This window comes from Devosia psychrophila (assembly GCF_000971275.1).
GTDB classification, from domain to species: domain Bacteria; phylum Pseudomonadota; class Alphaproteobacteria; order Rhizobiales; family Devosiaceae; genus Devosia; species Devosia psychrophila.
In genome coordinates this window covers 17214-35511 of the sequence record NZ_LAPV01000131.1, presented here as the reverse complement: position 1 = coordinate 35511, position 18298 = coordinate 17214, and the positions used below count along the sequence as shown (strand labels likewise).

Below are 18298 nucleotides of genomic sequence, written 5' to 3'. Positions count from 1 at the left end.
GGCCGAAGCTGGGAGGTGGTGGGGCTGTGAAGCCGGGGAGGGTTTCGGCGCCACCTGTCGAGGGCAGCACGATGTGGATTGTGTCGAGATCGACGTCCACAGGGGTGTCGAGGAAGTAAGTCACCAGTTGCGGGAAGGCGATCAGCAGTCCGACGAGGATCAACTGCAATACCAGCCACGGAATGGCGCCCATATAAATGTCGGTGGTCTTGACCTTGTCTCGGGGGACGATGCCACGCAGGTAGAATAGTGCGAAGCCGAACGGCGGGTGCATGAAACTGGTCTGCATATTGGCGCAGATCATCACGCCGAACCAGACCAGGTTGATGCCCATGCTCTCGGCGACCGGCGCCAGCAGCGGGATGACGATGAAGGCGATCTCGAAGAAATCGAGGAAGAACGCCAGGATGAAAACGAAAATATTGACGAAGATCAGGAAGCCGACGACGCCGCCCGGAAGGTTGGACAACAACTCCTCGATCCAGTGACCGCCGCCGACGCCCTGGAATACCAGGGTGAAAACGCGGGCGCCGAGCAGGATGAACACCACCATTGCGGTGAGCCGCATGGTCGACAGCATGCCGCCCCAGGTCACAGCCCAGGTCAGCCGCCCATTCATCCAGGCCAGCAACAACGCCCCGACCACGCCCATGGCGCCAGCTTCCGTTGGCGTGACGAGGCCCAGAAGGATTGTGCCCAGCACGATGAAGATCAGCGCCAGGCTCGGCACCGTGCCGCGAATGATCACCTTCCACAAAGCCCAGCCGCGGAGCGTCCGCGCCTCGGGCGGCAATGCCGGCACGTCCTGCGGGCGGATGATCGACAGGACGAACACCCAGCCCATGAACAGCAGGACCTGCACGATCGATGCACCCGTCGCGCCGATATACATTTCGCCCGGTGAGCGCTGCAGCTGATCGGCCAGCACGATCAGCACCAGCGAGGGCGGAATGAGCTGGGTAATGGTTCCCGAGGCGGCAATCACGCCGGTGGCATGCCGGATATTGTAGCCATAGCGCATCATCACCGGCAGCGAGATCAGGCCCATCGCGATGACCGAGGCGGCGACCGTGCCGGTGATGGCGCCGAGGATCGCGCCGACAATGATCACCGCATAGGACAGGCCACCGCGTACGCCGCCGAACAACTGGCCGAAGCCCTCGAGCAGGTCCTCGGCCATGCCGCTTTTCTCGAGGATCACCCCCATCAGGGTAAAAAACGGAATGGCCAGCAACAGCTCGTTGGAAAGCACGCCATAGAGTTGATAGGTCAGGTTACCGAGGAACTGCGGACCGATCAGCCCCAGCTCGATTGCGGCGAGGCCGCCAAATAGCCCCACCGCCGCCAGCGAGAAAGCCGCCGGGTAACCGATAAGCAGGAACAGCACCAGGCCACCAAACAGGATCGGCGCCATGTTCTCGCGAATAAAATCAATCATTGAGCCGGTTTTTCATAGGCGAATTCGCGGACGTAACTGGTGGTCAAAGCGAGGATGCATTTGATGATCTCGGCGATCCCTTGCAGCATCAGCACGCCGAAGCCGAGAGGCAGCATCAGCCGCACCGGCCAGCGCGGCAGGCCCCCGGCGGCGTTGGAATAGATGTTTTGCGTCCAGGCCTGCATGAACCACGGCCAGGTGAAATAGATCAGCAGGATGCACAGCGGCATCAGGAAGAACAGCCCGCCCAACAGGTCGATCCAGGTGCGGGTGCGCTCGCTGACCGCGCCATAGACCAGGTCGACGCGGACATGCTCGTTCATCTTGAGCGTCCAAGCGCCGCCGAGCATCACCATGCCGCCAAACATGTACCAGACCGATTCCGACAGCACGTTGGAATAGTGGGTGTAGATATAGACCATGCCGCCGAACACGCCGCCGCCGATCGAGCGCTCTAGCGACAGCATCGCCGCGACGGAATACCGGAACAGGGCATTGAAGGCGCTGGTCAGCGCCGAGAACAGCACCAGCCAGACGGCGACAAGTCCGACCCGACGGCTGATTTCGTCGATCACGCGCGTAATGCGCAAGGCTATCGACACCTTCGACCTCCCCGTCGTGTGCGTCTCGTTACTTCATGGCACGCCATTGGATTTTTGCAAATCAAGGTTTGCGCTTCCCCCAATGTGGCTTTCTTTGCCGGAGCGAGGATTATTTCCCGAGAGGCGGTGTTGAGTTTACTGAGGGCCGCTATGGCGGTCCCGCAACCTGGAGGAACACTCATGCAGTTTCGTTCGCTTCTCGCCGGTGCCGCCGCACTGGCTCTTTTCGCCATGCCCGCCTTCGCTGCCGACTATCTTGGCGGCGCCGTCAAATCCACCGATATCGGCGGCAAGATGGTGCTGACCGATGCCAATGGCATGGCACTTTATACCTTCGACAAGGACACCAATGGCGACGGCAAGAGCGTCTGCAACGGCGAGTGCGCCGTGAAGTGGCCGCCGTTGATGGCCGATGCCGCGACCGCTGCCGAGGGCGACTTCACCGTGACCACTCGCGACGATGGCGCCACCATGTGGGCCCATAAGGGCTGGCCGCTGTATTACTGGTACGAAGACATGGCCGCTGGCGACATCAAGGGTGACGGCGTCGGCGGCGTCTGGCATCTTGCCGTCGAGTAAAGTCTAGGCATTCCGTGGACCATTTCCTCGACCAGGTTGAAGCCTGCGTTCCAGCTCTCCGGCGCTATGCCCGGGCGCTGACGCGCAATGTCGACCTGGCCGATGACCTGGTACAGGATTGCCTCGAACGCGCCATTGCCAAGCGCGGGCTGTTCCGGCCCACCGGACCGGTCCGCGCCTGGCTTTTTACCATCCTGCTGAACCTTTATCGCAACGCGCTTCGTTCCTACCATCGGCGGGGCGAGCAGGTCGATATCGACTCCGTACCCGAATTTGCAACGCCGGCGCCGCAACCAGGGCATCTTGCCCTGGCGGAAATGGCCCGCGCCATCGAAACCCTGCCGCTTGAGCAGAAGGAGGCCCTGCTGCTGGTTGCCCTTGAAGGCCTGCCCTATCAGGAGGCTGCCGACATTCTGCAGGTGCCAATCGGCACGCTGATGAGCCGATTGGGCCGGGCCCGCGCTGCATTGCGCGTAATCACCGGCACGCCCGCCGAACCGCATTTGAGGACCGTCAAATGACGCAGATTTCTCGCGACATGCTGATGGCTTATTGCGACGGGCAATTGCCCGATGGCGACCGCCTTGCCGTCGAAGTTTATCTGGCTGCCAACCCCGAAGCCGCCGTCGAAGCAGCGCTGGTCCAGCGCCAGAATGACGCTATTCGCACCATGTTTGCGCCTGCGGGTGCTGAGCCGGTGCCGGCCCGGTTGCGCCCAAGGCGCCTTGCTGCAGAGATCGAGCGACGCCGGAGCCGTGGCTGGGCCTGGGCTGCTGCCGCCATGGTGCTGGTTGGCCTCGGGCTCGCGGCTGGCTGGTTCGTCCGCCCGCTTCTCGATGCACGGCCGGCCAGCGCCATGCTGATCGCCGACGCGGTCAATGCCCACACGGTCTATGTCGCCGAAAACCGCCATGCCGTCGAAGTCGGCAGCGATGACAGCGAGCACCTTAGCACCTGGCTTTCCAACCGGCTCGAGACCACGTTGGGCATGCCCAACCTCGACGCGCAGGGCTTCGCCTTGGTCGGCGGGCGCCTGCTGCCGGGCGAACCCGATGCCGGCGGACGCGCGGCGCAGCTGATGTATGAGGATGCCGCCAAGCAGCGCGTCACCATCTATGTCACCGCCGCCCTGCCAGGCCGCGAACCGGCTTACAAGTTCACTTCATATGAGGGCACCGAGGCGTTTTATTGGGCCAATGCCCGCATCACCTGCACCGTGGTTGGCACCCTTCCCGAAGATCGGATGAAGGCGGTGGCGGGCGCGGTTTACTCGCAGTTGACCGAAGGCGATGTCAGTTCAGGTCGTCCGTATCGAGGATAGTATCTTGCCTCGCCCGGTGGCGGTAGAGGTCGAGCCGCCTTCGGGTCGAGTGAGGGCCTTCCTGCACCTGATACCTGCATCTGACACCATGCGGGCCACCCACCCTTTCTCTCTTGGGCTCGACCCAGGGCAACCCATCGCACGGTGCGATCCGAAGCCCGCACCACAGGCGGCGCTTCGGCGCGTCGCATTGACGACTAACATGTTAGTTGTTAGGGCAGGGAAAGTCCCCGGAGTTTTCAAGGCATGGCCGCGCTCGACAAGATTCTCACCGTCGATGAAATGAAGACCAAGGCGCGCCGCAGCGTGCCGAAAATGTTCTTCGAATACGCCGACAGCGGCAGCTATACCGAGGGCACCTACCGCGACAACGAGACCGATTTCAACAGGATCAAGCTCAAGCAAAAGGTCGCGGTCAATCTCGAAGGCCGCAACCTTAAGACGACGATGCTGGGCAAGGAAATCACCATGCCGGTGGCGATCGCCCCGGCCGCGACTGGCGGCATGCAGATTGCCGATGGCGAGATCAAAGCTGCCAAGGCCGCGGAGAAATACGGCGTCCCCTTCACGCTTTCGACAATGGCCGTCTGCTCGATCGAGGACATTGCCGAAAACACCACCGCGCCATTCTGGTTCCAGCTCTACGTTATGCGCGACCGCGGCTTCATCGAGCGCCTGATCGACCGCGCCAAGGCGGCAAAATGCTCGGCGCTGGTCCTGACCATGGACTTGCAGATTCTCGGCCAGCGCCACAAGGACATCCACAATGGCCTTTCGACGCCGCCCAAGTTCAACGCCTATTCGATCTGGCAGATGATGCAGCACCCACTGTGGTGCGCCCGCATGCTGGGCACCAGGCGCCACACCTTCCGCAACATCGTCGGCCATGTCGGCGGCGACCACGACTTGGCCTCGCTCTCGTCCTGGACGGCCAGCCAGTTCGACCCCACGCTCAGCTGGAGCGATGTGCGCTGGATTAAGCAGCGCTTTGGCGGTCCGGTCATCGTCAAGGGCGTGCTCGATCCCGACGATGCGCAGGCAGCGATCGACAATGGCGCCGATGCCATCATCGTCTCCAATCACGGCGGCCGCCAGCTGGATGGCGCACCCTCGACCATTCGCGTGCTGCCCGAGATCATCGATCGCGTCGGCCACAAGACCGAGGTCTATCTCGATAGCGGCATCCGCTCCGGCCAGGACGTGCTCAAAGCGCTGGCCTATGGGGCCAAGGGCACTTTCATCGGGCGGCCCATGCTCTATGGCCTCGGCGCCGGTGGCGAAGCCGGCGTCACCCGCGTGCTCGACATCATCGCCAAGGAACTCGATACCACCATGGCCCTGTGCGGCGAACGCGACATTCTCAACGTCGGCCTGCACAATATCTATTCCAACGACATACCGCCCCGCAACGCACCGCTCGTGAAATGATTGCGCCATTGTGGAGTGGCCCTCGGCGGCGCGAGGCCATTAACCACGAGTTCGGTATTGCCACCGCCCTACGCTTCCCTTCAAATGCGCCGCAAAACCGGGAGGAACGGCATGGCTATCGGCGGCGAAGCGCTCGAGATTATCGACAGGAAATTCAGTGATCTGACCATCGGCAATGCGCCGCTCGAGGTGCTGTACGACCAATGCCTCTGGGCCGAGGGGCCGGTGTGGTTCGGCGACGGAAATTACCTGGTCTGGAGCGACATTCCTAACAATCGCATGCTGAAATGGGTGCCCGAACTCGGCGTCGCTCCGTTCCGCACGCCGTCCAATTTCGTCAATGGCAATACCCGCGACCTGCAGGGGCGATTGATCTCCTGCTCGCATGGCGCACGCGCCGTATTGCGCACTGAATGGGATGGCAGCATCACGACGCTGGTCGATCGCTATCAGGGCAAGCGGCTGAACTCACCCAATGACGTGGTGGTCAAATCCGACGGCACGATCTGGTTCACCGACCCGAGCTACGGCATTATCAGCGACTACGAGGGCTATAAATCCGACCAGGAACAGGACGGCTGTTTCGTCTATCGCTTCGATCCGGCCGATGGCTCGTTGATGGTGGTGGCCGATGACTTCGCCAAGCCCAATGGCCTCGCCTTCTCGCCCGATGAATCGTTGCTTTATGTGTCTGACACCGGTCAGAGCCACGACCCGGATTGGCCGGCACAAATCCGCCAGTTTGATGTCAGCGGGTCGAAGCTAAACAATCCGAGGGTGTTCGCTGACATAGATTGCGGGCTCTCTGACGGGTTCCGGCTCGACACCGAGGGTAATATCTGGACCAGCGCAGGGCTTGGAGTGAATGTCTACAACCCCGGTGGCGCGCTACTCGGCCGCATCAAGACCGGGGCCAAGACGTCGAACGTTGTGTTCGGCGGACCGCGGCGAAACCGGCTTTTCATCACCTGCAGCCAGTATTTGATGAGCACTTATGTGAGCGCCACGGGATTGCAACGCCCTTGAGCCAAAGCCCGGCAGCGTTCATCCGCGCCAATCTCAAGCTGGAGCCGGTGCCATCGCTACCGGGCGTGGTCCTCTACACCGCCCATCCCGGCAGCCGGCTGTCGCGGCTGATAACGCCGGACGATGCGGCGCCCTATTGGGCGTATCAATGGGCCGGCGGGTTGGCCTTGAGCCAGCATATATTGACCCATAGAGAGGAAGTGAGAGGCAAGCGCGTGCTCGACCTCGGAGCCGGTTCGGGATTGGTGGGCATCATCGCGGCGAAACTGGGAGCCCAAGCCAGCGCCGCAGAAATCGACCTGAATGGTCGCGCCGCAATCACGCTCAACGCAGCAGCAAACGGCATCACCCTGCCGCTGGTAGATGTGGATATCGAGGGCGACGCCCTAACCCACATCGACCTCATCCTAGGCGGCGACGTATTCTATCTCGAAAACGTTGCCCGGCGCATGCTGCCGTTTCTGCAGCGGTGCGCCGCAGCGGGCATCGAAGTGCTGATCGGCGACCCCGGACGCAGAGACCTGCCCATCGACCGGCTGACTGCGATAGCGACCTACCCGGTGGGTGACGTCGGCGATGCACGCGACACCAAGCATCGCGTGGGGACTGTGTATCGGCTATACGCATGAACCGACCTATGCGCGACTATCCAGTTACCCGATGCGCTGCCGAAAGGTGCAGAACTGGAATTTCTGCACGCTGCCCCAGGGGGTAGTATGGTCGTGACGCCGTTGTGCTATAAGCGCGAAATCATCGCCCATTACATTGGAGAGGCTCTCGCTGTCATGGCGGGCAACAGCGAGACCGCTGCATTTTTCCGGGCCATCGGGCGCAAAAGTCCCAATGATGGCCACGCCGCCGGGTTGGAGAGCCCGCTTAAGAACCTCGACATAGGCGGCCTGATCTGCCGGCTCGGTCAGGAAATGGAAAGCGGCCCGGTCATGCCAATAGTCGTAGTGACGCTCAGGTTGCCATGCGGTAACGTCGGCCACGATCCAGTCCGCCGATGCGTCAGGCAGCAGACGGCTCCGCGCGGTATTGAGCGCTGCCTGTGACAGGTCGAGGACGCTGACCCACTGCTGGCCAACGGCCACCAGTGCATCGACCAGCCGCGAGGCGCCACCGCCGACATCCACCACGGCATGCTGCGATACAAGCCCCGCCTCAGCGAGTAGCGCCAGGGACAGGTCCGGGCTCTCCTCGAACCAACTGACGTTATCCTCCGCTTTTGTGGTGTAAACGCCCTGCCAATGACTTTCCCGGTCCGCCATTACATCACCGCCCCGACCTGCCACGGCACAAACTCATTGTCGCCATAGCCGAGGTCTTCCGATTTGGTATGCTTGCCCGAGGCGATGTCGAGCAACATGTCGAAGATCTGCTGGCCCTTGTCCTCGATGGAAACCCCCTCGACGATGTCACCGCAGTTGATGTCCATGTCGTCGGTCATGCGCGCATAGACTTCCGAGTTGGTCGCCAGCTTCATCGACGGCACCGGCTTGCAGCCATAGGCCGAGCCGCGACCGGTGGTGAAAGCGAGGAGGTTCGCGCCGCCTGCAACCTGGCCTGTTGCCGAAACCGGATCGAAACCGGGCGTGTCCATGAACACAAAGCCCTTTTCGGTGACCGGCTCGGCATATTCGTAGACCGCGGTCAGCGGCGTCGTGCCGCCCTTGGCCGCGGCGCCGAGCGATTTTTCGAGAATGGTGGTGAGCCCGCCCAGCTTGTTGCCTGGCGAGGGATTGTTGTTCATCTCGCCATGGTTGCGGCGCGTATAGTCCTCCCACCAGTGAATCCGGCTGATCAGCTTTTCGCCGACGTCGCGATTAATGGCGCGGCGGGTCAGCAGATGCTCGGCGCCGTAGATTTCCGGTGTTTCGCTGAGAATTGCCGTGCCGCCGTTGCGCACCAGGATATCGGCCGCATAGCCCAGCGCCGGATTGGCGGTGATGCCGGAGTAGCCGTCGGAGCCACCGCATTGCAGGGCGAGGATTAGGTGCGATGCATCCATGGTTTCGCGCCGGGCGGCGGCTGCGATGGGCAGCATTTCCTTGACCTTCTCGACGCCCCACTCGATCATTTTCTTGGTGCCGCCGCGCTCTTGGATGGTCATCGACTGGAAGGTGTCGCCCTCCTCGAGGCCGTACATTTCCTTCATGCGGCCGATCTGGAACACTTCGCAGCCGAGACCGACCAGCAAAGCCGCGCCGAGGTTAGGATTGGAGGTGTAGCCCCACTGCGTGCGCTTGAGGATATCGAAGCCCTCGCCGCGGCTTTCCATGCCGCAGCCGGTACCATGCACGAAGGGCACGACACCGTCGATTTCGGGATAATCTTCGAGCAGCCCCGAGCGATTGATAGCCTCGGCGACGAATTTGGCGACCGTCGCCGAGCAGTTCACCGAGGTGAGAATGCCGACGTAGTTGCGCGTGCCGACCTTGCCATTGGCGCGGCGATAACCCTCGAAGGTGGCGCGCTGGTCGAGCAGCAGCATCTCGGGGGCAATGGCGCCTTGGGAAAAGGCGTAGTCGTGCTGAAGCGTGCCGTCGGCGCCGCCCATGCCGCAATTATGCTCATGCACCCAGTCGCCTGGGATGATCGCTTCGCTGGCAAAGCCTATGATCTGGCCAAACTTCAGCACCGGCTCGCCGGCCGTGATGAACCGGGTGGCAAACTTGTGACCGCGCGGCACACGGCGCACGATGCTGACGCCTTGAGGAGTCGCGGTGCCGACATCGAGATTGGCAAGAGCCACCGCAATATTGTCGGATGGATTGAGCACCAACGTGGTCGGGCGTGGGCGGATCATGGTTTCGGACATGGCGGCACTTTCAGGGACGGTCTCAACTTCGCTTTACGCCGGCCCGGTTTGCCGCCAGAGTGATCCAGCAGCATCGGCCATTGTAAGGCACCTTGCTTCTAACTAACATGTTAGCATGAACAGCCATACAAGTTCCTACTCCTTTCTGACCAGACCAGCGACGCTGACGCGCGGTAGCGTGACGGCTGACGTCACCCATGCCATTCGTACGGCCATCGTGACGCTGGCGCTGCCGCCAGGCAGCCTGATCGACAAGACGCTGATCTGCGCCGAGCTGGGGGTATCGCGTTTTCCTGTGAGCGAAGCGCTGGCGCGGCTGCAGATCGAGGGGCTGGTCGATATCGCCCCACAGCGTGGCTCGACCGTATCACTAGTGCGCATCGCCGACGTTCGCGAATACATGCTGATCCGCAAGGGGCTGGAATCGGAGGCTTTGCGCGTGCTGATCGGCAGCCATGACGCCAGCTTAATCGATGAACTGCACGCCAATCTGGCCGCGCAACGCCTAGCGGCAAACCACGACGATGCCGAGGCGTTTCATCAGATCGACATCGAATTCCACGACATCATCTTTTCGTCGATGAAGTTTACCCGCATCAAATCCATCATCGATTCGGCGCGCGCCAATCTCGACCGGGCGCGACGGCTGATCATCACGCCCCGGCGGCTAGCACTGACAATTGCCGAGCATCAGGCAATTTTTGACGGCATTCTTGCCGCCGATGCAGTGCTGGCCTCGAAAGCCATGCGCGCCCATATCGACGCGGTGATGGTCGAGCTCTTCGCCTTTGCCCGCGAGCATCCCGCCGTTTTTGCCGATGGCGAGACGCTAGGCAGCGACAGCGACAGTTTTCCCTTCGGATAATTTGGTCCCAGGAGGCCTACCAATGCTCAAGAATATTCCACCGATTCTCGGACCCGACCTGCTCGGCATATTGCGCGCCATGGGGCATGGCGACGAAATCGCCATCGTCGATGCGAACTATCCCGGCGACTCCGCCGGGCCGCTGCTGGTCCGCATGGACGGCATTAGCGTCACCGACGTGCTCGATGCCGTGCTGACCGTGATGCCGCTCGACGACTTCGTCGACGAAGCCGCCATCTGCATGCAGGTCGTTGGTAGCGCCGCACAGCGCGAGCCGGTGATGAAAGAGATGGATTCCATCGTCAAACGCCACGAGCCCAAGATGGCGCTGAGCTCGATGGAGCGCTTTGCCTTCTACGAGCGGGTCTCGAAGGGCTACGCCATCATCCAGTCCGGCGAGCGCCGGCTGTATGGCAATATCCTGCTCAAGAAGGGCGTCATTCGTCCCGGCGAATAGGCCCCGAGGCGAACCGATTGAACCAAGGTCGCCCTCGACAAAATAACAAGTGGGCGGCTATGGCTCATTTCAGATATAATGGGAGTATTGATCCATGAAGCTATTGCGCGTCGGCGCCAAGGGCTCTGAAAAACCCGCAATCCTCGCCGAAGACGGCTCCATCCGCGATCTCTCCGGCATCGTCGGCGATATCGGCGGCCAGACGCTGACACCCGAAGGGCTGGCAAAAATCCGCGCCGTGGATATCGGCGTACTGCCCATTCTCGATGCCGGCCAGCGCATCGGCCCCTGCGTAGGTGGCGTCGGCAAGTTTATCTGCATCGGCCTCAACTATGCCGACCATGCAGCGGAAACCGGCGCTGCCATCCCGGCCGAACCGATCATCTTCATGAAGGCCACCAGTGCCATCATCGGCGCCAATGACGATGTCATCATCCCCAAGAACTCGATCAAGCCTGACTGGGAAGTCGAACTCGGCGTCGTTATCGGCAAGGAAGCGCGTTACGTCGATGAGGCCGATGCGATGGATCATGTCGCCGGCTACTGCGTCGTCAACGACGTCTCCGAGCGCCATTTCCAGACCGAACGCGGCGGCACCTGGGACAAGGGCAAGGGCAGCGACACCTTTGGCCCGATCGGCCCTTGGCTGGTGACCAAGGACGAAGTTAATGATCCCCAGCAGCTGGGCATGTGGCTCGAAGTCGATGGCCACCGCTACCAGAACGGCTCGACCAAGACGATGATCTTCGGCGTCGCCCATGTGGTGGCCTATGTCAGCCAGTTCATGAGCCTGCAGCCGGGCGACATCATTTCAACCGGCACCCCGCCCGGCGTCGGCATGGGCATCAAGCCCAACCCGGTCTGGTTAAAGCATGGCAATGTTATGCGCCTGGGTATCGAAGGCCTGGGCGAACAGCAGCAGAATGTGAAGGCTTATTCGGCCTAGCGTCGAGGCCACTGCGCTGTACCTCCCCCCCGCAAGGGGGAGGGTGTCGACTGCGACACTGGAGAAGAGTTTTACGGCCGCTTGGCGACCAAGTCGATTTCGACCAAAGCGCCCACCGCCAGCGCCGTCACCCCTACAGTGGTTCTTGCCGGCAATTTCCCCACTTCGAAAAACTCCGGCCATAGGATGTTGAGCGCGGCATAGTCGCGTTCGAAATGCGTCAGGTAGATGCGGACCATGGTGACATGCTCAAGCCCAAGCCCGATGCCGCCTAACACCAGCTTGAGATTTTCGACCACGCGCCGAATCTGCGCCTCGATGCCGTCGGGCAAAGGCGCGTCTGGGACTGCGGGGTTGGTCGGCATCTGGCCGGTGACGAATATCCAGCCGTCTGCCTCGACGGCATGGGAGAAAGGAGCGACCGGCCGAGGGCCGGACGCAATTATGTGATGCAGAAGCTGACTCATGACTGACATTCCTATGCGATAGTGCTTGAGCGGCAAAGCCCGGACGGCCATATAGTCATTGGTCGCCAGGTAGCTATCCCGCAAAGGCGTCCAGAGTCGCAACCATCAATGTTCGATATCTTCCATACAGTTTCCGCCTATCTCGAGAGTTTTCTCGATGCGATCTCGGGCAATTTCTGGTTGACCTTCTGGTTCATCTTCGCGGTGGCAATTGGTGAAGCCGTCTTCGTCCTCGGGCTGTTTGTACCCTCGACGCCAATCCTGCTGATGGCTGGCGGCATTATTGCCGAGGGCCGTTTGCCGTTTTGGGAAGTGTATTTTGCTGCAGTGATCGGCGCCATCATCGGCGACGCCATCTCCTACACCATCGGTCATTTCCTCAAGGATTCCATCAAGGAAATCTGGCCCTTCCGCAACCACCGCCCGCTGATCACCAAGGGTGAGGAGTTCTTTGCGCGGCATGGCGGCAAGGCAGTGTTCATTGGTCGTTTCATACCCGGCGTGAAAGCCGTGATCCCCGGCGTGGCCGGCATCATGGGCATGCGATACGGCCATTTCACCATCATCAACGTCACCTCGGCCTTTGTCTGGGCGGCCGCGCACATCTTGCCAGGCATGCTGCTGACCGGCTGGCTAAAATCCATGGGCCTGTCGCTCGAACTGGTCATCGTAGTGGGAACGCTGATCCTCGCCGCGCTGTTCATGCTGTTGCACTCCTATCGCCGCATCCTGCTGTTTTTCGCACCCTGGCTGGGCGGTTTCGGCCGCTCGATCCAGGCGCGCTGGGCGACAGGGGACAGCTCTCACTAAGGGATATTTGCCATGACCGAACCCGAACTGATCGTTCAGCGGGAAGACGGCGCCACCAGAGGCCGATATCGCATTCACCTGGCGCCGGGTGTCGAGGCAGAGATGACCTTCCGCAAGGACGAGAACGGCACCATCACGATCGACCATACCGGCGTGCCACCGGAATATGAGGGTCGCGGCATTGCGGCCAAGCTGGTCAGCAAGGCGGTGTCAGATGCCCGGGAGCAGGGCTTCAAGATCACGCCGGTCTGCTCGTATGTCGTGGCACAGTTCCGCCGCCATCCCGAATGGGCCGACCTGCGCGCCTAGTGCCCCGAGGCACTCCGCTGCCGGAAAATCTCCATCAGTCGCGCTAGGGCCACGAGGTGGATATGCTCCGGCGTCGTCGGCTCTTTCATGCAGATCACGTCGGTGACAACTGTAAAGACACAGCCGTTTCGTTCGCCCGACGCAGTGAACTCAAGACGTCGTTTTTCGGGCCGGTATCGCGACTGGGTGACCTTGAACTGCATCAGAGACCGAAGCGGATCGCTTCTTGCGTGTGCGCCTTGATGGTGTCCAACATGTCCCCAGGAATGGTGATCGTCGGGGCGCAATCGAAACTGGCGGCACGGGCCGGCAACGTAGCGATTGGCAGCCACAGAGCTGGGATTACAAGGCGGGGCAGCAGCATTGTCGGTCCTCGAACGGGGACCTAGAGGCTGGCAGGCGCTCGCCGCCGCGTCAATCGCCCAATGGGCCAAGACCATGGCGCGCCGCATCCTAAGTCGCTGTATTGCGCGGACGCAGCCTGGGAATGGCATCGAGATCGAAGGTGACGACGCGATTTCGTCCAGCATCCTTGGCCATGTAAAGGGCAGCATCGGCCATTTCGGTGACCGTCTCGATACTGTCGCCGGCTTCCGCGAGGCAGGCGCCAATGCTGACCGTTACCAACACTTCGTCACCCCCCGGCAGTGCGACGGGCCGCTCGTTGATCGCGGCGATGACGCCATAGGCGGCTGCCCGGATCAATTGCGGTGCCGTGTTTTGCAGCAGGACGATATATTCGTCGCCGCCCCAGCGCGCGCAAATATTATCAGCGCCTATCGAGGCAGCGATGCGACGGGCCACTTCGGCGATCACCGCGTCGCCTGCGGTGTGCCCGAACGTATCGTTGATCGACTTGAAGTGGTCGATATCGACCAACAGAAGGCCTCTTCGCTGCGCCGGCTCGCTTTCGTCAAAGACGGAGAGGAAACCGCGACGATTGGCAATGCCAGTCTGGCCATCGCGAAACGCCAGGGCTTCGAGCTCCTCAGTCCGTTGCCGCACGCGGCTTTCCAGCTGTTGGGTGTGACTGCTGACCGCCAGCGCCATTTCGGTGAATGCGCCGGATAGCCGGCCGATTTCGTCCTGCGTCCCAGCACTCATCGCCAGCGCTGGACCGTAATTGCCGTTTCGGGCCTCAAGAACGACGAGTTGCAGCCCCCGGATCCTGTCGAGCACCTGCTGCTTGAACACCAGCACCATAACCACTGCCACGAGCCCCATGACAGCGGCGAGCAGCAGTCCGATCGGCAGGAACAGCCGCTTGTCGATGATGGCGTCGATGTCCATCAAGGTGACATTGAACCAACCGAGCTTGTCGAGATAGCCGACGCCAACCAGCGTCTCCTTGCCATCCACCATCATGAAGCGCGATTGCGCCACGGCCTTGCCAGCGGCAACCGTTTCCATCAACTCGCGCAGCGCCTGCTGGTCAGCCGGACGGTCGATCAGCGAAAACACGGTCCGCTTGGCGCTCATCTCCGCCGTAAGGCTGCGTAGATCGACCATGTTCTGATCGCGATGCGCCTGCACCGCACCCTGGCGATCGACGAACATCGAGGTGATGCCGACCTGCGGGACATTGACCACTTCCTGGATGAAGCTGGTCAGGTCGATGCCGGTGCCCAGTACGCCCAGCACGCGTCGCCCCTCGCGGATGACGCAATTCATCCAGACCTTGGTAACGCGCAGATTGGCATCGTTATCGACATTGAGGTGGCATCCCTCGCCCAGCGCCACCGTGGAATAATACCAATTGTCGCGCGGGTTGTCGGGGCTCACCGTGTAGCGATACTGCCCACCGGCATAGGCATTGGCCGCATCGTTAAAATAGTAGTTGCCGGAATCGTTGATGACGAAAAAGTAGCTTTTGTCGGCAAAGGACTGCCGGAAATGCTCAAGCTCGGCAATGCCGCGGCGACGCAGCGCAGCGTCATCCTCATCATTGGCCCAATCGCGGATCGACTGCGACCCGGCGAGAGTTTCGGCCAGCGTGACCTCGCGCATCAAAGCGTCGAGGCCCCGATAGCGGTCGTAGAGCACCTGTTTTTCGGCAAACAACGTGCCCAGTTGGATCACCGTCGAGGCGACGATCCAGTTGAATGCGCCATAGGCAGGCACCGCCACCGCGGCAAATCCCAGCAACACCAGGATCAGCACGCGGCCACGCAGACTGCTGGCTATGGTCTCTCTGAGGCCGATGGAACTGCCCTCGCCCATGCACGTTGCGACCAAAAGGCCATGGGGCATTTCTAAGGGATAGCTCTCTAGCTTTCGTTAAGGCTTTTCTGTTCGGCCGAAACTTCAAAGCGCTTCGGTAAAAGCCTTGGTCTCGCGCAGCTCGTCCTGTCGCAGCTCGTGCCCGCCTGGATGCCAGAACAGCTTGGTATCGGCGCCATTGCCAGCGAAATAATCGCTTAGCACCTGCGTGGCGGCGGCTGGGGCGATGGGGTCGCGCTGACCGGCAGTGATCAGCACGCGCTTGCCGGAAAGATCCACCTTCGGCGGCGTGAACGGGATCAGCGGATGCATCAGCACCGTGGCGTCAAACAGGCCGGGCGAGGCAAATTGCACTGCGGCAAGGATATTGGCGCCGTTGGAATAGCCCAGCCCGATGACCTTGCGGGGAGTACTTTCGACCTGCCTCGCGATGACGAAGTCCACCATCTGCGCGGTGCGCGAACGAAGGTCGTCCATGTCATAGACGCCTTCGGCGGTGCGCCGGAAATAACGCAGGGCACCGCCTTCGCTGACATCGCCACGCGGGGCGACAATGCGCGCGCCAGGCAACAGCTCGCCGGCCAGCTCGAAAAACTGGTTTTCGTCGCCGCCGGTGCCATGAAAGACCAAGAACAACGGCGCAGTCGCATCTGCACCCTTGTCTTCGCGATAGTGATACTCGGCCATACCCGTCTCCTGAACCTGTTTGTACGCTATATTGGCCGCGCTGCTTGCAAGGGCAACCGTCCGCCTTGGCCACGCACTGTCCCATAAAGTGGAACAATGCTGAACCAAAACGGCCATGCCTGCGTAAAAAGCCCCGGAGACCGAAATCGATGACCCACGAAATGCAGTCATTTCCACCCGGCGGACTGGCTCTGGTCATCGGCGCCAGCGGTGGCATCGGCCAGGCCATGCGGCAGGAACTCGAGACCTCCGGCGGTTTCGAACAGGTGCTGGGACTATCGCGCAGCGCCGATGACCTGGACCTGACCGACGAAGCCTCCATCGCCAGGGCCGCCGCTGCTGTTGCCGCGACAGGCCGGGCGGTGCGCCTCGTCGTCGTCGCCACCGGCCTACTGCATGACGGCACAATGCAGCCGGAAAAAAGCTGGCGTCAGCTGGATTATGATGGGCTGGCCCGCAGCTTTGCCGTCAACGCCATCGGGCCGGCGCTGGTGGGCAAGCATTTCCTGCCCCTGCTGCCCCGGGAGGGCAAGGCGGTGTTCGCCGCGCTGTCGGCCAAGGTCGGCAGTATCGGCGACAATCATCTCGGTGGCTGGTACGGCTATCGCGCCGCCAAAGCCGCTCTCAACCAGCTCGTCCATACCGCGTCCATCGAATTGCGGCGCACCCGCCCCGATGCCATTTGCGTCACGCTGCATCCGGGCACGGTGGCGACGTCCCTGTCGGCCCCCTTTGGTGCCGCGGGCCATGAGCCGGTCGAACCGGCTGCGGCGGCGCGACGCCTGCTCGGCATAATAGACGAATTGCGGCCCATCCAAAGCGGGCTGCTGCTGGACCACACAGGCCTGCCCTTGCCCTGGTAGGCCTTTGCACCCCGCACGACTTTCGTGCAGAGTGCGGCGATGTTCCTCTCCATTTTCGACGTGTTCAAGATCGGCATCGGACCATCCAGCTCCCACACCATGGGACCGATGACTGCGGCGCTGCGCTTTCTCGATGAACTCAAGTCCGGCGACTGGCCCCGCGCCAAGAACGCCAAACCTGCAGCACTCACCGCGAGCCTGCATGGATCGCTGGCCTTTACCGGCATCGGCCATGGCAGCGGCCGTGCTGTGATCCTCGGCCTTTGCGGCCAGGATCCCAAGACCGTCGATCCGGACGGCATGGATGCCATTGTCTCGACGGTGGAAAATTCCGGCGTGGTGCAACCGCCCGGCCATGCCCAATATCGTTTTCGGCCAGCGGTCGACCTGGTGTTTGACAAGCGCAACGCCCTGCCCGGCCATCCCAACGGGTTGCAATTTGCCGCCTATGACACCGACGGCCAGTTGCTGCTGCGCCGCGCCTATTATTCCATCGGCGGCGGCTTCGTGGTCAGCGCCGAAGAACTCGACGCGTTCAAGCACGCATCGCCCGCGCGGGCCGACGTGCCCTACCCCTTTGCCAACGCCAAGGACATGCTGGCCATGGCGGCCGCATCGGGCCTGTCCATTGCCGGAATGAAGCGCGCCAACGAGGAGGCCAGCCGTGGACGGGTGACGCTCGACCGCGGCATGGATGAAATCTGGGGGGTGATGAGCACCTGCATCGATCGCGGCATCGCCCAGGATGGCGTCCTGCCCGGCGGGCTCAACGTCAAGCGCCGGGCGCGCGGCATCTTCAACCAGCTCGACGCCCAGTGGCAGCGCAATGAAATCACCCCGTTGATGGCCAATGACTGGCTGAGCCTTTATGCCATGGCGGTCAACGAGGAGAATGCCGGCGGCGGTCGCGTCGTCACGGCGCCCACCAATGGCGCTGCCGGGGTGATACCGGCCGTGATGCGCTTCTATCTAAAGTTCAACGCCGCGGCCGGTCCGCAATCGGTGCGCGACTACTTGCTCACTGCTTCAGCCATCGGCGGCATCATCAAACACAACGCCTCCATCTCGGGCGCCGAAGTCGGCTGCCAGGGAGAAGTCGGCTCGGCCTCTGCAATGGCCGCTGCCGGACTTTGCGCCATCATGGGCGGCACCCCCGAACAGGTGGAAAACGCCGCCGAAATAGCGCTGGAACACCATCTCGGCATGACCTGCGATCCGGTGGCTGGCCTTGTCCAAATCCCCTGCATCGAGCGCAACGCCTTCGGCGCCGTCAAGGCAGTCACCGCCGCCTCCCTTGCGCTCAAGGGCGACGGCACCCACGCCGTGCCGCTGGACGCCTGTATCGAAACCATGCGCCAGACTGGCCTGGACATGAGCGAGAACTACAAGGAAACAAGTTTGGCGGGCCTGGCGGTGAATGTGGTGGCCTGCTGATCGCAGATTTGCGCTAGCCGCTGAC

20 protein-coding genes are annotated in these 18298 nt (G+C 61.8%); 13 read left to right on the top strand and 7 right to left on the bottom strand.

Annotated features, from left to right (window positions below):
- Together WH91_RS13400 and WH91_RS13395 are read right to left on the bottom strand one after the other, a co-directional pair.
- The coding region (locus WH91_RS13400; protein WP_046171516.1) for a TRAP transporter large permease at positions 1–1438 on the bottom strand (1438 nt) is incomplete at its 3' end.
- Entirely contained in the window at positions 1435–2028 is a 594-nt protein-coding gene (locus tag WH91_RS13395; RefSeq protein WP_244542366.1) for a TRAP transporter small permease subunit, read from the bottom strand. The genes WH91_RS13400 and WH91_RS13395, both read right to left, overlap by 4 nt.
- A 192-nt stretch (positions 2029–2220) precedes the next feature.
- Between WH91_RS13395 and WH91_RS13390 the strand changes: the two genes are divergently transcribed.
- The 6 genes from WH91_RS13390 (at position 2221) to WH91_RS13365 (ending at position 7023) form a co-directional block, all read left to right on the top strand.
- Positions 2221–2619 carry a COG4315 family predicted lipoprotein gene (locus tag WH91_RS13390; protein WP_046171514.1) on the top strand — a complete coding sequence of 133 codons (399 nt, stop codon included), beginning with the start codon at positions 2221–2223 and terminating at the stop codon, positions 2617–2619.
- Between the two features lie 14 nt (positions 2620–2633).
- A complete protein-coding gene (locus WH91_RS13385) occupies positions 2634–3140 on the top strand; it encodes a sigma-70 family RNA polymerase sigma factor (RefSeq protein WP_046171513.1) in 507 nt (168 codons plus the stop codon).
- A complete protein-coding gene (locus tag WH91_RS13380; protein WP_046171512.1) occupies positions 3137–3940 on the top strand; it encodes an anti-sigma factor family protein in 804 nt (267 codons plus the stop codon). The genes WH91_RS13385 and WH91_RS13380 overlap by 4 nt, the downstream gene beginning before the upstream one ends.
- Before the next feature lie 246 nt (positions 3941–4186).
- Entirely contained in the window at positions 4187–5368 is a 1182-nt protein-coding gene (locus tag WH91_RS13375; protein WP_046171511.1) for an alpha-hydroxy acid oxidase, read from the top strand.
- Between the two features lie 111 nt (positions 5369–5479).
- The gene (locus WH91_RS13370; protein WP_046171510.1) at positions 5480–6394 is read left to right on the top strand and encodes an SMP-30/gluconolactonase/LRE family protein; all 915 of its coding nucleotides are present in this window, start codon (positions 5480–5482) and stop codon (positions 6392–6394) included.
- Complete coding sequence (locus WH91_RS13365) at positions 6391–7023, top strand: class I SAM-dependent methyltransferase (RefSeq protein ID WP_244542365.1); 633 nt, start codon at positions 6391–6393, stop codon at positions 7021–7023. Before WH91_RS13370 ends, WH91_RS13365 begins: the two co-directional genes overlap by 4 nt.
- A gap of 24 nt (positions 7024–7047) precedes the next feature.
- On the opposite strand, the gene WH91_RS13360 is transcribed toward WH91_RS13365, so the two are convergent.
- Together WH91_RS13360 and WH91_RS13355 are read right to left on the bottom strand one after the other, a co-directional pair.
- Positions 7048–7665 carry a class I SAM-dependent methyltransferase gene (locus WH91_RS13360; protein ID WP_046171508.1) on the bottom strand — a complete coding sequence of 206 codons (618 nt, stop codon included), beginning with the start codon at positions 7663–7665 and terminating at the stop codon, positions 7048–7050.
- The gene (locus tag WH91_RS13355) at positions 7665–9215 is read right to left on the bottom strand and encodes a UxaA family hydrolase (RefSeq protein WP_046171507.1); all 1551 of its coding nucleotides are present in this window, start codon (positions 9213–9215) and stop codon (positions 7665–7667) included. Before WH91_RS13355 ends, WH91_RS13360 begins: the two co-directional genes overlap by 1 nt.
- A gap of 115 nt (positions 9216–9330) precedes the next feature.
- Here WH91_RS13355 and WH91_RS13350 point away from each other — a divergent pair, with 115 nt between their 5' ends.
- The 3 genes from WH91_RS13350 (at position 9331) to WH91_RS13340 (ending at position 11483) form a co-directional block, all read left to right on the top strand.
- Positions 9331–10080 (top strand): GntR family transcriptional regulator, encoded by a 750-nt coding sequence (locus WH91_RS13350; RefSeq protein WP_046171506.1) that lies wholly within the window; start codon positions 9331–9333, stop codon positions 10078–10080.
- Between the two features lie 22 nt (positions 10081–10102).
- Positions 10103–10537: an RbsD/FucU family protein gene (locus WH91_RS13345; protein WP_046171505.1), complete on the top strand. Its 435-nt coding sequence runs from the start codon at positions 10103–10105 to the stop codon at positions 10535–10537.
- Between the two features lie 94 nt (positions 10538–10631).
- Positions 10632–11483 carry a fumarylacetoacetate hydrolase family protein gene (locus tag WH91_RS13340; RefSeq protein ID WP_046171504.1) on the top strand — a complete coding sequence of 284 codons (852 nt, stop codon included), beginning with the start codon at positions 10632–10634 and terminating at the stop codon, positions 11481–11483.
- Between the two features lie 71 nt (positions 11484–11554).
- Here the strand turns inward: WH91_RS13340 and WH91_RS13335 are convergent, their stop codons facing one another.
- Entirely contained in the window at positions 11555–11950 is a 396-nt protein-coding gene (locus WH91_RS13335) for a RidA family protein (protein WP_143078112.1), read from the bottom strand.
- Positions 11951–12058: 108 nt separating this feature from the next.
- Here WH91_RS13335 and WH91_RS13330 point away from each other — a divergent pair, with 108 nt between their 5' ends.
- Both WH91_RS13330 and WH91_RS13325 read left to right on the top strand, forming a co-directional pair.
- Positions 12059–12760, top strand: coding sequence for a DedA family protein (locus WH91_RS13330; RefSeq protein ID WP_052952830.1), 702 nt, complete (start codon positions 12059–12061; stop codon positions 12758–12760).
- Between the two features lie 12 nt (positions 12761–12772).
- Positions 12773–13069, top strand: coding sequence for a GNAT family N-acetyltransferase (locus WH91_RS13325; RefSeq protein ID WP_046171503.1), 297 nt, complete (start codon positions 12773–12775; stop codon positions 13067–13069).
- Between the two features lie 453 nt (positions 13070–13522).
- On the opposite strand, the gene WH91_RS13315 is transcribed toward WH91_RS13325, so the two are convergent.
- On the bottom strand, positions 13523–15289 hold the full coding sequence (locus WH91_RS13315; protein WP_046171501.1) for a sensor domain-containing diguanylate cyclase: 1767 nt from the start codon (positions 15287–15289) through the stop codon (positions 13523–13525).
- 84 nt (positions 15290–15373) lie between these two features.
- Positions 15374–15976 carry an alpha/beta hydrolase gene (locus WH91_RS13310; protein ID WP_046171500.1) on the bottom strand — a complete coding sequence of 201 codons (603 nt, stop codon included), beginning with the start codon at positions 15974–15976 and terminating at the stop codon, positions 15374–15376.
- 149 nt (positions 15977–16125) lie between these two features.
- Here WH91_RS13310 and WH91_RS13305 point away from each other — a divergent pair, with 149 nt between their 5' ends.
- Positions 16126–16839: an SDR family NAD(P)-dependent oxidoreductase gene (locus tag WH91_RS13305; RefSeq protein ID WP_046171499.1), complete on the top strand. Its 714-nt coding sequence runs from the start codon at positions 16126–16128 to the stop codon at positions 16837–16839.
- Between the two features lie 39 nt (positions 16840–16878).
- Complete coding sequence (locus WH91_RS13300) at positions 16879–18273, top strand: L-serine ammonia-lyase (protein WP_046171498.1); 1395 nt, start codon at positions 16879–16881, stop codon at positions 18271–18273.
- Positions 18274–18298: the final 25 nt, after the last annotated feature.